Source organism: Streptomyces sp. NPDC093094, assembly GCF_044754345.1.
Classification (GTDB): Bacteria; Actinomycetota; Actinomycetes; order Streptomycetales; family Streptomycetaceae; genus Streptomyces.
Genome location: NZ_JBIVOX010000022.1, coordinates 1 through 12,030, shown reverse-complemented (window position 1 = coordinate 12,030; position 12,030 = coordinate 1). Strand labels below are relative to the sequence as shown.

Sequence of the window (12,030 nt, the reverse complement as noted above, 5' to 3'; positions counted from 1 at the left end):
GTGACCGCGGTGATCGTGTCCGGGTGTCCCGGGATCCATGGATCCCGTGAACCCGTCGCGATCATGACTCCCGGAGGGACCCGATGGTTGTGCGTGACTTCGCAGAAGTTCCGCGCCCTGGACGCGGAGCGGCGCCGAACCGCTCCGGGGATGACGGAGGCCATGGAGCCGTCGGCCGGCGCCTCGAACCCCACCCTCAGGTGCCCTCCGAAGGTGACCAGGTCCACTTCCGCCACCGCTTCGACGGCGCCGACGAGAGCTCCGGCCCCGCGGTGGACGCCTGCGCGGTCGACGAGGAGCGCGTGGCGCTGGGATGCCGGACGGTCCGTTCCTCCCGGGCGTTCGGGCCGGACGGTCCCCTCACGGGCGACGACCGGCTCGGCGTCGAGCACCCTGGGCAGGTCGCCGGAGTGCTGCTGATCCCCGACGACCAGTCCCACGACGGACGCACCTGCGAGCAGGACGTCAAGGACGGCGGCGGGCCGCATCCTCCGGAACCAGCCGGCGCGGGGGACCGGCTGTGAGCCGTCGTGCCCGCTGGACCGTGCGCCGGAGGACCGCGCCGGACGCCTTCCGCGCGGGGACGGGAGCGGGCGGCTTCACGTCACGTGCCGACAAGGCCACTTCGAGGGGAGCACGGGGAGAGGCCGAGCCGGCGGAACCCGCGTGCCGTCACGGTGCGCCCTGCCTCTCGATCCGCAACGCGATGTCGCAGTCCAGCGTCTGGTCGAAGCTCCTCCCGCCCTGCCGGTACTCGTACCGGCATCCACCGAGGTTTCCGGAGATGCGCCCGGTCACCTTCAGCCACGCCCCGTAGTAGACGTCGCTCTCGCTCTTCGCCCTGACGCGGTTGACGTCGTGCAGGTGGTTCTCGAACTCGTCGAGCCTGGGCATGCCGACCGAGCCTTGCTGCATCAGCAGGACGACCCCTTCGGAGTCGTCCTGCGCGTAGGCGCCGTACCCGACGACCTCGAGCCCCTCGGGCACCTGCGTGAACCTCGCGTCCGTGATCTCGACGGGCCTGCCGGACCGGTTGTACGGCACGGGGAGCGAGGCCCACCAGCGCTGTCCCGGCCTGACATGGTCGTTGCCCAGTGTCCCCGCGGACTGCATTCCGCCGTCCAGGGCGCTCCCGTCCGCCTGCCCGCCGCCGGGCAGAACGGGCACACAGCCGGCGAGCAGCACGAAGGCCACCAGCCAAAGGAGCCGGCCCGTCCGCGGATCCGTACGCGTCCCGGTACGGGAAGAAGAGACCCTGCCTGCCGGAGAGGCGCCCGTTCTTCCTTCAGATGTCGTGCTCGCCATGCTTGCTTTCCGCGGTGATCCGCCGGCTGTGCTCCCGGTCGTACCGGGTCGAAGCGCCGAAGGTGAGGGTGTGCACCAAGGCGGCGCCGGTCCGCTCGATGCTCTTCACGGAGGGCAGCCGGAAGCAGGTGCTGCGCACTGTTCGCCCTCCCCTGTGTCATACGGCCAGGGAGGACAAGAGCCCTGCCCGTCAGGCCGGGCCCTCACATCCCCCGTGGTCGAACAGACCGTAACAGCACCCTCATCGGCGGCGTAACAGCTCTTGAGGAACATCTGAGCCGAGCCGCCCACTCGGCCACACACCGAGCGCGACTCACAAAAGGAACACATCCCGTGCACCGGGATCCACGGCCACCCTGTGCGTCGGCTCCTCCCCCGACCCGCCGGAAGGCCAGCGCCCGAACTCGGGCTGTGACCGGCGCACAGCCCGGCTCCGGACTGTCCGGGGCCCGCAGGTCACGCCGGCTGTGTGTCCTCGTGGAGGCGGGGGAACAGCGGCTGCGGGGCGGGCAGAAGTCCCTCGACCGGTGTCAGCCGGCCGTTGATCCGCGCGGCGGCGTCCGGGACGAACGGGTGGAGTTCGTCGGCCAGCACGCGGCACGCCGTGAGCAGTGTGGCGAGGACGGTGTCGAGGCGCTTCGCGGCTTCACCGTCGCCCTTGCGTTCTTCCCGGGCCAGTTCCCAGGGCCGTGTCGCGTCGATGTACCGGTTGGCTTCCTCCACGATCTCCCAGACGGCGTGGAGGGCCTGCCGGAAGTCGAAGCCGGCCAGGGCGGCGTCGACGAGGCCCGGCGCTTTCCGGCAGACGTCCACCAGCGCCGGCTCCCTGACGTCGGCGGGCGCGGCGGGCGCGGCGGCGGGGACGATCCCGCCGCGGAAGCGGTGGACCATGGTCACGGTGCGGTGGACGAGGTTGCCCAGCCCTCCCGCGAAATCCGCGTCCGCGCGGGTGGTCAGCCGGTCGGGTGTGAAGTCCGCGTCCCCGACCCGGGGCACATCACGCAGGAGCCACCAGCGCAACGCGTCGGTGCCGTGGGCCGCGGCCAGCGCGGCCGGGTCGACGGTGGTCCCGGAGGACTTGCTGATCTTGCGGCCGTCGACGGTGAGGTAGTCGTGGACCAGGAGGTCGGTGGGCAGCGGCAGTCCGGCCGACAGCAGCATGGCGGGCCAGTGGACGGCGTGGAAGCGCACCACTCCCTTGCCGGCCAGGTGCACGCGGCGCTCGCTGTTCTCCCACCACTGGCCGTAGGCCGTGTCGCCGGTGCCGTAGCCGAGGCTGGTGACGTAGTTGCCGAGGGCGTCCCACCATACGTAGACGACCTGGCTCGGGTCGTCGGGCACGGGGATGCCCCAGCCTCGGGCGCGGCTGTGGGAGCGGGAGACAGAGAAGTCGTGCAGGCCGCCCTCGACGAGAGCGAGGACCTCGTTGCGCCGGGCGGCGGGCTCGATGCGCAGGTCGCCGTCGGCGATCAGCCGGTGGAGGCGGTCGGTGTAGCGGGACAGGCGGAAGAACCAGTTCTCCTCCGCGACGAGTTGAGGTTCGGTGCCGTGCTCGCCGCAGCGTCCGTCGACCAGTTCGCCGGGGGTGTAGAACTGCTCGCAGCCGACGCAGTACAGACCTTCGTACGCTTTGCGGTAGAGGTCGCCCGACGCGGCGCACCGGCGCCACAGCCGTTCGACTCCGACGCGGTGACGCGGGTCGCTGCTGGTGCGGATGAAGTCGTCGAACGAGAGTGCCAGTGGGTCACGCAGTGCGGCGAACGCGTCGGCGTTGCGGTCGACGAACGACTGCACGTCGGTGCCGGCCGCTTCGGCGGCCAGGACGTTCTTCAGCGAGTTGTCGTCGGTTCCGCTGAGCAGCCGTACCTGCTCGCCTCGCCGGCGGTGGTGACGGGCCAGGGTGTCGGCCTGGACGAGTTCCAGGGCGAAGCCCAGGTGCGGGCGGGCGTTGACGTAGGGAATGGTCGTGGTGATGTAGCGGCGTCGTGCGGTCATCGGTCCTCCTGCCGGGGAGCGAGACCTGGTCGCGGAAAAAGATCGAGGCCCCGTCCCGGGGCCTCGGATTCGGTACGCGTCCGTGCTCAGCAGCCCCGTCGTCGACGGGGCATCATCCGGTGCTGGGGCGGAGGCGTGATCATGCGCCGAGCCTAGCGAGCAGAGCGGCGTCCCGGCACCCTGTTTTCCGCTCCCGCACGGCAGGTTTTCCGCTCCCGCACGGCAGCCGCACACGCCGGGACGGGGCTCGCGCAGGGCCACCGGGCACCGGCCGGGAGCGGCCGCCCGCCCTCGCGGGTCCCGAGAGGTCCGGCCTCTCCGCGTCAGGGCCTGGTGCTCACTCGGTGCCGCGGTGGCTGAGGAGATCGCCCGGCTGGCACTCCAGCACCTCGCAGAGGCGGGTCAGGGTGGTGAACCGCATGGCCCTCGCCCGGCCGTTCTTGAGGATCGACAGGTTCACGTAGGTGACTCCGACCCGGTCGGCGAGCTCCGCCAAGGTCATCCCGCGTTCCTCGAGCAGTCGGTCGAGGTGGACCTCGATCGCGTGCTCCTGTTTCTCTTCGGACATCAGACCGTTCCGTCGAGGTCTTCTCGCATGACGATACCGACGCGCATGATCCGGGCGAAGGAGAGGACGCCGAGGCCGGTGAGGATCGCCATGAAGGGAGCGTCCCACATCCACAGCCCGGAGACGACGCTGATGTCGTCGGCACGGCTCAGGGAGTCGATGAGTGCCTTCTCGGCCGTGGACACGGCCATCGCGGCGAGCACACTGCCGGCCAGCAGCCACCAGCCCAGCCGGTGCAGCTGCCGTGCGGTCCGTACGGTGTAGAGGCCGTCGCGCTTCGCACTCCGGATCAGGCGGAGGACGAGCAGGAGCGCCCCGACGGTGAAGACGAAGGGGGCCAGCCGGGTCGTGGTGTTGAGCAGGCTCTGCACCAGGCTGGGGCTCTCGGTGCAGTAGTCCGGGTGGGCGCTCAGGCCGACCGTGGCTCCTGGTACGTGCTCGAAGACCCTGGCCGGCTCGTCGCCGACGCCGACCGTCGTGCTCGTGTCCATGACGCAGACGGACTCGTCGCCGATGCCGAGGACATGCACGCCGTCCACGAACAGCGCGCTGAACAGGCTCACGCCCATCAGGACGGCTATCAGCGTCACGATGGACGTGACCGCCGTCGACATCGGCTCCAGCGGATTGCGTACCCTCGCCATGACGACCCCCGTATCGATTATCGATGCTATCGAAAAACGATACACAGGGCGACGGGAGCACGGCAAGTCCCGCCCGGGCGCGGCCATTTCCGCTCCTTGAGACGGCGACGCCCGGCCGCGCGGCCTCCCGCACGGAAGCCCTTGCGGCACGACCGCCGTCGACGGCACCGGGAGGCGCCCCGCCCCGGAAGGCGAACCGGCCGGACGAAGCCGCCGCCCGGCACGGGCGGGGCAGCGCCTCCGCCGGGTGGCGACGAGCCGGATCCCCCCGGGACGGCAGCCCCGGCACGGCTGACACATCGTCAGGTCATTTGGCGCGTTCCCGACTCAACGCCTCGCGCGTCCTGCCCCTCTTCCCCGGTGGCAACGGCGGAACGAAAGGATGCGACAGGTGCGCAACAGACAAGCCGGACGAGTGATCCTCGCTCTCACCGCGGCGGGGGCGGTACTGGCGCCACCCGCCCTGGCCCGGGCCGCCGAGCCCCTCCGGATCGACCTGCGGGCCGACGTCGACCGGAACGGAACGGTCGACATGACCGGCACCGCGGACGAGGCCGGAGAGGACACCTGGTCCGTGGGGCGCGGGGCGCTCTTCCTGCCCAACATCGACGACGACGCCCGGCGCTGCCGGGCCGTTCTCGGCCCCGGTGTCCCCGACACCGTGCTCGCCCGCTGCAACGACGCCGCCGACACCTCGGTCAACGGCGCGGCGGACGCTGCGGATCTGGCACGGGTGCGCTCGGTGCCGGCCGCGGACCTGCCCGACGACGCGACCGGACGCCTCCAGGTGACAGCCGGCGCCGCTCGGGTGCGGGTGCACGTCAAGCGGGCCGGTGCCTGGACGCTCGTCACCTCGCAGACCCGGCTGACCGCCGAGGAACTGCGTGCGGGCGTGGAGTTCGGCGTCGAGGGCCGGGACGTGATCCGCGACAGCGGCGTCTGGGACGGGCGCGCGGTGATCCGGCTGACGGTGACCTCCGCGGCCGGCACCGCGAGCGACGACGTGACGCTGCGCGCCGCCCCGCTGCTCACCCACCACAACCTGCAGAACACCCAGCGGCTCCTGGTCACCGAGGTGAAGGGCGACGACCCCTGGGCACGCCGCCAGCAGAGCTTCGTCAAGAGCCTGGAGCAGCGCGCCAAGGACGCCGGCGTCACCGCGCCGACGGTCAAGTTCACGTCCTACGGCGACATCTGGGCGCAGGACTTCGTGGAGCCCGCGTACGTGAGCATGACCGGGCCGGACGGCCGGCAGCAGGCGATACGGGTCATGCTGCGCTCGGCGCAGAACCGTCCCGCCGGGCGGGAGCTGTACGCCAGGCTGCGCGGCCCCGGCACCGGCGTGGTGCAGGCCCACGGACGGGACATGCAGGGCTGGGAGACGCTGAACTCCTACGGCAACCTGGAGACCGTCCCGCCCTACCGGCACAACGGCCGCTCCTACCCCGCCGGCCGGATCATCATGGGCCAGCGCACGGACGGCAACGGCGTCAGGCCCTCGAACGAGATCCGTACGCTGCTCAGGTCCCAGGGGATGCAGAACCCGCTGCTGCTGGACACGTCCTGGCTGCACGTCGGGCACGTCGACGAGTTCGTGCAGTTCCTGCCCGCCGACACCCCGCGCGGCTGGCGCATCGGCGTCGCCGACCCGAAGGCCGGGCTGGACCTTCTGCGGGCGGCCGAGCGGGACGGGCACGGCAGGACGAAGATGTTCTCGGTGAAGCCCTTCGACGGCATGCTGGCGCCGCAGGAGACCATCGCGCAGGCCCTCGCCTCCCGGAAACTCCTCGCCGACAACAACCTGGCCGCCGCCCGCATCGAGGCGAACCTCGGCATCCTCAAGCGGGAGACCGGCATCACCGACGCCGAGATCGTGCGGGTGCCCGCCCTGTACACGCGGGGCATCGACACCACGGTCACCGGCACCCGGATGCCCCTGCTCCGGCGCATCGGCGGCACCGTCGGCGCCGCCGGGGAGCACGGTCAGCAGCGCCTCCTCGCCCGCGACGGCGCGGCCGCCGGCCCGACCGTCCAGACCAGCGCGTACGTCCCCGGCGCGGTCAACGGCATCCTGCTGGCCCGCGACCGCTACCTCGCCCCGCGCCAGTGGGGCCCGGTCGTCGACGGCAAGGACATCTTCACCGCGGCCGTGAGCAAGGTGTACAACGACGCCGGGATGAAGGTCTCCTACATCGACGACTGGTACACGTACCACCTCGGCATGGGCGAGGTGCACTGCGGCACCAACACCCTGCGGGACACCTCGGCACCCTGGTGGCGGAGCTGACCGACCGGCAGGATCCGATCGGCCCGTGCCGCCGGGAGCCGCAGTGCCGTCCCGGACGGTGAGCCCTCCTCGACGACACGGGCGATCAGGGCACCCGGTCGGGAGCGGCGGGAGCAGCCGCGCAGGTCGGCCCGGCCGGGCCGACCTGCGTACGCCGCCGGTGCCGGTGCCGGTGCCGGTGCCGGTGCCGGTGCCGGTGCCGGTGCCGGTGCCGGTGCCGGTGCCGGTGCCGTCTGCGATGATCCCCGCGTCGTCCACGGGCCGCCACGGTGGGAGGGATCATGTCCTTCGGTTACAAGACGTCATGGCTCGCGGTGCGGGACGCCGGACCGGAGGAGGTGGCCGACGCACTCGGCCTCCGGCACCGGCGGAGCACGGACTGGGCGAGCGGCACCGAACTCGCCTACCGGCAGGGGGTCTTCGTGGCCCGCCCCGTCCCGGGCTGGACGCTCGCCCACGGCCGGATCCATCTGACGCGCGAGACCGACGCCACTCACCCGGACTTCCCCGCCTGGCTGCGGACGCTGGCCGCACGGGTCGGGGACCTCCAGTACTTCGGCACGGACCGCATCTGCGAGTACCACGCCTGGGCCAGGGTCGAATCCGGTGAGCTGACCCGCGCCTACTGCTACATCGGCATGAGCGGCGCGGTCCCGCTGCGTCTCGGGGAGCCCACCACCGTCGAGAAGGAACTCGGCGTCGGGCTGGTGGGGCGCGAAGAGGTCCGGCAGGACTGGGGAGATGCCGAATGGGACGCCTGGCACGCCGCCATGCCCGGCGAACAGCATGTGATGCGCATCGCCGCGGACTGGAGCATCTGTCCCCACGACATCGCCGACGACTCCGTCGGCACCCCGGGGATCCACGGGTTCCCGCCGGGGATCGAGCCCGGGCCCACGCCCTGACCGCCACCCGGCGGCAGCCGGGCGCCGTACCGCAAACGGGCCCCCGGCGCATCCGGAACGACTCGAAGGCCCTGGCTCCTCACCGGTTGCGGGGCTACCGTACTCGTCCTGGGCGCGCTGACGAGCGGGTGGTGGGCCTGTCGTACGGCGGGAGATGCGGGAGGAGACGGTGACGGGGGTCCGGAGACGGCCGAACGTTTCCCGCAGCTCGCGCGTCACAGAAGGACACAGGGAGGAATCGTTCATGCGCAAGGAACGCGGCACCGGGTTACGGCGACGCGCTCTAGGGGCTTCCGCCGTCGCTGTCGCCACGGCAGCCCTGCTGGCCTCAGGGTGCGGAAGCGACGACCGTCGCGACCGGGACGACAGCGCCGGGCAGAGCGGCCATGGGCAGACCCTCACCGAATGGATCGCCTGTTCCCGGACCATGGCGTTCGGTGACGTGGTCTCCGTGCAGGAGTCCGCCGAGGCGGGCAACGTCGTGCTGACCTTCGACGTGGCGGAGTGGCTGAAGCCGGCCCAGGGGCAGAAGCGGGTCACCCTCGACGTGGTGGACCCGGGTACGTACGACGAGCAGCGCCGGCTGGAGCCGGGGCAGCGGCTGCTGATCGCGGTGCCCGAGCGGAGCGACCAGGAACTGGGGACGCTCCGGGGCGACGCGGCGACGCTGGAACGCAGACGGGTCAGGGCTGCGCTCGACGAGGCACGGAGCACCTCCTGTCCGTCGCCGTGGAGCGAGAGCTCCGGCTAGACCTCCCCGCCGCCGGAAGCGGTGACCGACGTTTCCGGACAGATGCCAACTCCTTTGTTTCTTGCGCCAGTTGACCACAGGTGCGGTAATAGGTGCTCGTGTGACTCGTGGAGCGTCCCCTCGTCCTTCATGCGCTCCGCGAGCCGCATGCTGTCCGAACGCCCGAGGGGGAACCTTGACGCACGTCTCGATACGCAACGTCGGCCGTCTGACCGGCGTCATCGCCCTGACCATGGGCACTCTGTTCGGCGTGGCCCCGAGCGGCACGGCCGACGGCATCGAAGCGGAAGCGGCCGGCTCCATCGACAACATGATGCCGACCGCGCACTACGACCCGCCCTGCCGCAGGGGGCTCGTCTGCCAGACCGACAACGCGGCGCTCACGTACTACATGGACTCCGGCGGGAGCAACAAGCTGGAGGACGACGACAAGCGGATGGTGCGCGATGTGATGTCCGGCGAGTACAACCCGACCGATCTGTCGGTGAGTTACGACTCGACACCGTCCTGGTCCGGCGACGCCGAGACCGACATCTACTACAGCGAGGGCACCGTTTCCGGCAGCGACGAAGGGTTCACCTACTGTGAGAACGCCGGGGGCTCCGGCATCTACAAGTGCGACCAGCAGTACCTGAAGATCGAGCCCGGTCACTGGGGATACGGCCTGACCTGCCATGAGACCGGACACGCCGTCGGTCTGCTGCACGGTGACGACTCCATGCCCACGGTGGGGATGCAGGACTCGCGACTCGGCTGCATGAAGAAGAACACCAGCATCGAGGGGCTCGGCGACAACCAGCGCCGCAACATCAACGCGACGTACTGAACTGACACGGGGGTCGGGATGAACAGAAGAACGGCGTTGATCGGCGCGGGGGTGGCTGCCGCGACGGCGGCGTCCGCGCTGACCGTGACGGCCGTCGCCGGCGGCGGTGGTCCGGCCGGGGAGGGCCGCGGCGAGGAACGGGGGATCATCCTCGCGGAGGGCGCCGACCGGCACCCCGCACAGACCGCGCAGGACTGGGTGACGTACGCCGACCACGCCGTGGTGGTCACCGCTCTCGGGGAGAAGGCGGTCGAGCCGGCCACGGACGACCCCGACGACCCCGACGACCAGGTCGGTCCCGTCCTGCGCAAGGTCACCCTCCGGGTCGACAGGGTCCTGTGGTCCGCGGACGACCCCGCCCACACGGCACCCACGGTGTTCGAGTGGGACGCCTACGGCTGGCACCAGGACGAGGACGGACAGCGCGTGGAGATGTCCGGCCACAACGAGCCCCGGATCGAGCCCGGCCACAGCTATGTGATGGCGCTGGAGTGGGAGCCCCCGCAGTGCCCGGCCGGCGACGACCCGACGCCCGGCCGGTGGCGCGGCCTCGGCGACGAGTCCGCGATCCCCTACGACGACCGGTTGCTCGGTCAGGGCGAGTTCCAGGGGCAGCCGCAGACGGTCGAGCAGGCCCGGGCCGACGCCGAGCAGGCGGCGTCGACCGGTGCCGGCACCCTCGGCGCCCTTCCCGAGGGCGAGCCGGAGTACATCCTCCGGAACGAGCTCACCGGACACAGCGCGGACGAACTGGCCCAGCGCCTGGCCACCGCCCGGCCGGCCCCGGCCGCGCAGCAGGAGGAACGGGGCGCGGCTGCCGCCCAGCCCCTGGCGAGCGAAGAGTGTGCCTGACGGAGCGTCCCGAGGGTCCGTGAACCGTACGGCCCCGCCCCGTCCGTGGTGATCGGGGCGTGGTCACCGGTCCGGCTCGACGATCCGACGCTCCGGAGGCAGCGCGCCTCCGCCCCGGCCGTACAAGCCTCAGCGTCCTCTTCGGAGGACATCGAACCGTCGCCGCCGGACGGGCGCAGACCCTGAACGCCTCGTGGAGCGCCGGGTCGGACGGACTTCGCCGGCACCGGACCCGCACGACGGGTCAGCGCGGGTGCTCGCGCGCCCCGTCGCGCTCGGCCGGGGTCCCGAGCCGGAACTCCCGGGGAGAGAGACCGTAGGCGGCCCGGAAGACGCGGGTGAAACCCGAGGCGGCGGGCAGGCCCCAGCGGGCGGCGACGGCGTGGATGGGGACGCCGCGCAGTGAGCTGTCCGCCAGGTCACGACGGGCGCCCTCCAGCCGCCGGGCGCGGATCCAGGCCGACACGGTCTGCCCGGGCATCTGCTGCTGGAAGATCCGGTGCAGGTAGCTGAGCGAGATGTGATGCGCGTCGGCGATCACAGGCGGTGTCAGCTCCGGGTCGTGCAGGTTCTGGCGGATGAACGCCAGCACGCGTTCCGCCATGACCGTGCCGTGCGCTTCGGGCGACAGTGCGGACTCCGTCTCCAGCACCTGGGCCAGCCATGCCGACAGCAGGTCGAGCACGACCGTGCCCAGACGCGGCGCGTCCGCGGGCCGCAGCCGCTCGCTCTGGTGCTCCAGCCCGACGAGGAACTCCGCCAGCAGGGCTCCGAGCCCCTCTCGTCCCGACAGTCCCCGTCCGACCGCCTCATGGACCCGATGCGCCGGCAGCGGCAGCAGCGCTTTCGGGAAGTCCACGCCGACACCCGTCACGAGCCGCGATCCCGGACCGGCCTCCAGCTGCAGGTCGTACGGATGCGAGCTGTCGACCAGATGCAGGTCGCCGCCGCGGAAGATTCCGGTGGACCCGGTGTGGTCGAGCGCCATCTCTCCGTCGAGACACAGCGACAGGTGGTAACGCTCGGGATCCGCACGGCGCACCATCCGCTCGCTCCGCCGGTAACGCGTCGGTGTGCAGGCCACCTGCAGCACGGTGACCGCGCCCAGTTCGGACAGGCGGCACCGCGCCCGGAACTCGGAGGCATCGGTTCTGGTGATCTCGCTGGAGCGGGTCCCGTCGAGCAGCTCCCGCCAACGCTCGAACCGTTCTTCCGCAGGCATGTCCTCGCTGCGGAACATCGTTCCCAACATTCGCCTCAACTCCGGTGCCCTGCCGCCCCACCGCATCCGCGAGGACCGAGGACATCTCCCGTGCCAGGGGTCCGTGCCCGCACACCGCTCTCGATCGGATGCCCGTGCATCATGAGGCCGGTGTGTGAGCCATGATGTCCCCCAGCCGCTCTCCACCCTCAAGCAGGCCCCGATGCAAGGGACTTGAGTGATTCGAGTGAAGCGTAACTTGTGAATCTTCATGCAATCTGCGTCACTTTCGGACGAAAGATTCCATCTGTTGGCTGTTTTCCGTCTGAGGCCGGAGACATCCGGCGCTGCGGCCCCTCTCCGGGGTGAGGGTGGCGGTGGAGACGGGCGTCATCCGGTCCGGCCGCACCGGGACGTGCGGGAGATCCGCCGGGACTGACGTGCGGGGGATCCGCCGGGACTTCGGTCGGGCGACACCACGCCCGGCCGGGGAACGGGCTGCGGACGGCCCGCGGTCGGCGGCTCGCCGTGCCGGCGCGAAAAGAACGAGGGCCTGCCCCACCGGCGTGCGGTGGGGCAGGCCCTCCGGACGGGAGTACCGTCCGGTGTTTCGGGTGGTCAGTGGGCGATGACGGGGATCTGGGCCTCGTCCTGGGCGCCGTCGCCGGAGGCGACGGTGGTGCCGCCCGGCCGGCC

Annotated in this window: 11 protein-coding genes and 1 pseudogene; 6 read left to right on the top strand and 6 right to left on the bottom strand. The window is 71.4% G+C overall.

The window, feature by feature from the left end:
* Nucleotides 1–179: 179 nt before the first annotated feature.
* Nucleotides 180–524, top strand: a pseudogene (locus tag ACIQGV_RS33315) (hypothetical protein); the annotation flags it as partial.
* 148 nt (nucleotides 525–672) lie between these two features.
* On the opposite strand, the gene ACIQGV_RS33310 reads toward ACIQGV_RS33315, so the two are convergent.
* The 5 genes from ACIQGV_RS33310 to ACIQGV_RS33290 all read right to left on the bottom strand — a co-directional run bounded on the left by ACIQGV_RS33310 (nucleotide 673) and on the right by ACIQGV_RS33290 (nucleotide 4,512).
* Entirely contained in the window at nucleotides 673–1,194 is a 522-nt protein-coding gene (locus ACIQGV_RS33310) for a hypothetical protein (RefSeq protein ID WP_402501430.1), read from the bottom strand.
* A gap of 91 nt (nucleotides 1,195–1,285) precedes the next feature.
* Nucleotides 1,286–1,414, bottom strand: coding sequence for a hypothetical protein (locus tag ACIQGV_RS33305; protein WP_402501427.1), 129 nt, complete (start codon nucleotides 1,412–1,414; stop codon nucleotides 1,286–1,288).
* Nucleotides 1,415–1,761: 347 nt separating this feature from the next.
* The gene (locus tag ACIQGV_RS33300) at nucleotides 1,762–3,300 is read right to left on the bottom strand and encodes a methionine--tRNA ligase (RefSeq protein ID WP_402501423.1); all 1,539 of its coding nucleotides are present in this window, start codon (nucleotides 3,298–3,300) and stop codon (nucleotides 1,762–1,764) included.
* A gap of 337 nt (nucleotides 3,301–3,637) precedes the next feature.
* Nucleotides 3,638–3,868 carry a helix-turn-helix domain-containing protein gene (locus ACIQGV_RS33295; RefSeq protein WP_402501420.1) on the bottom strand — a complete coding sequence of 77 codons (231 nt, stop codon included), beginning with the start codon at nucleotides 3,866–3,868 and terminating at the stop codon, nucleotides 3,638–3,640.
* The gene (locus ACIQGV_RS33290; RefSeq protein WP_402501417.1) at nucleotides 3,868–4,512 is read right to left on the bottom strand and encodes a DUF2975 domain-containing protein; all 645 of its coding nucleotides are present in this window, start codon (nucleotides 4,510–4,512) and stop codon (nucleotides 3,868–3,870) included. The genes ACIQGV_RS33295 and ACIQGV_RS33290 overlap by 1 nt, the downstream gene beginning before the upstream one ends.
* Nucleotides 4,513–4,894: 382 nt before the next feature.
* Between ACIQGV_RS33290 and ACIQGV_RS33285 the strand changes: the two genes are divergently transcribed.
* The 5 genes from ACIQGV_RS33285 to ACIQGV_RS33265 all read left to right on the top strand — a co-directional run bounded on the left by ACIQGV_RS33285 (nucleotide 4,895) and on the right by ACIQGV_RS33265 (nucleotide 10,133).
* Nucleotides 4,895–6,799 (top strand): protein-arginine deiminase domain-containing protein, encoded by a 1,905-nt coding sequence (locus tag ACIQGV_RS33285; protein ID WP_402501414.1) that lies wholly within the window; start codon nucleotides 4,895–4,897, stop codon nucleotides 6,797–6,799.
* A 281-nt stretch (nucleotides 6,800–7,080) separates the two neighbouring features.
* A complete protein-coding gene (locus ACIQGV_RS33280) occupies nucleotides 7,081–7,704 on the top strand; it encodes a hypothetical protein (protein ID WP_402501411.1) in 624 nt (207 codons plus the stop codon).
* 244 nt (nucleotides 7,705–7,948) lie between these two features.
* A complete protein-coding gene (locus ACIQGV_RS33275) occupies nucleotides 7,949–8,455 on the top strand; it encodes a hypothetical protein (RefSeq protein WP_402501408.1) in 507 nt (168 codons plus the stop codon).
* 175 nt (nucleotides 8,456–8,630) lie between these two features.
* Entirely contained in the window at nucleotides 8,631–9,281 is a 651-nt protein-coding gene (locus tag ACIQGV_RS33270) for a hypothetical protein (RefSeq protein WP_402501405.1), read from the top strand.
* Between the two features lie 18 nt (nucleotides 9,282–9,299).
* On the top strand, nucleotides 9,300–10,133 hold the full coding sequence (locus ACIQGV_RS33265; RefSeq protein WP_402501402.1) for a hypothetical protein: 834 nt from the start codon (nucleotides 9,300–9,302) through the stop codon (nucleotides 10,131–10,133).
* A 244-nt stretch (nucleotides 10,134–10,377) separates the two neighbouring features.
* On the opposite strand, the gene ACIQGV_RS33260 is transcribed toward ACIQGV_RS33265, so the two are convergent.
* On the bottom strand, nucleotides 10,378–11,385 hold the full coding sequence (locus ACIQGV_RS33260; RefSeq protein ID WP_402501399.1) for an AraC family transcriptional regulator: 1,008 nt from the start codon (nucleotides 11,383–11,385) through the stop codon (nucleotides 10,378–10,380).
* Nucleotides 11,386–12,030: the final 645 nt, after the last annotated feature.

Coding starts and splice junctions, on each gene's coding strand:
- ACIQGV_RS33300 (WP_402501423.1), bottom strand. CDS start 3,300: ATGACCGCACGACGCCGCTACATCACCACGACCATTCCCTACGTCAAC.
- ACIQGV_RS33295 (WP_402501420.1), bottom strand. CDS start 3,868: ATGTCCGAAGAGAAACAGGAGCACGCGATCGAGGTCCACCTCGACCGA.
- ACIQGV_RS33290 (WP_402501417.1), bottom strand. CDS start 4,512: ATGGCGAGGGTACGCAATCCGCTGGAGCCGATGTCGACGGCGGTCACG.
- ACIQGV_RS33285 (WP_402501414.1), top strand. CDS start 4,895: ATGCGACAGGTGCGCAACAGACAAGCCGGACGAGTGATCCTCGCTCTC.
- ACIQGV_RS33280 (WP_402501411.1), top strand. CDS start 7,081: ATGTCCTTCGGTTACAAGACGTCATGGCTCGCGGTGCGGGACGCCGGA.
- ACIQGV_RS33275 (WP_402501408.1), top strand. CDS start 7,949: ATGCGCAAGGAACGCGGCACCGGGTTACGGCGACGCGCTCTAGGGGCT.
- ACIQGV_RS33265 (WP_402501402.1), top strand. CDS start 9,300: ATGAACAGAAGAACGGCGTTGATCGGCGCGGGGGTGGCTGCCGCGACG.
- ACIQGV_RS33260 (WP_402501399.1), bottom strand. CDS start 11,385: ATGTTGGGAACGATGTTCCGCAGCGAGGACATGCCTGCGGAAGAACGG.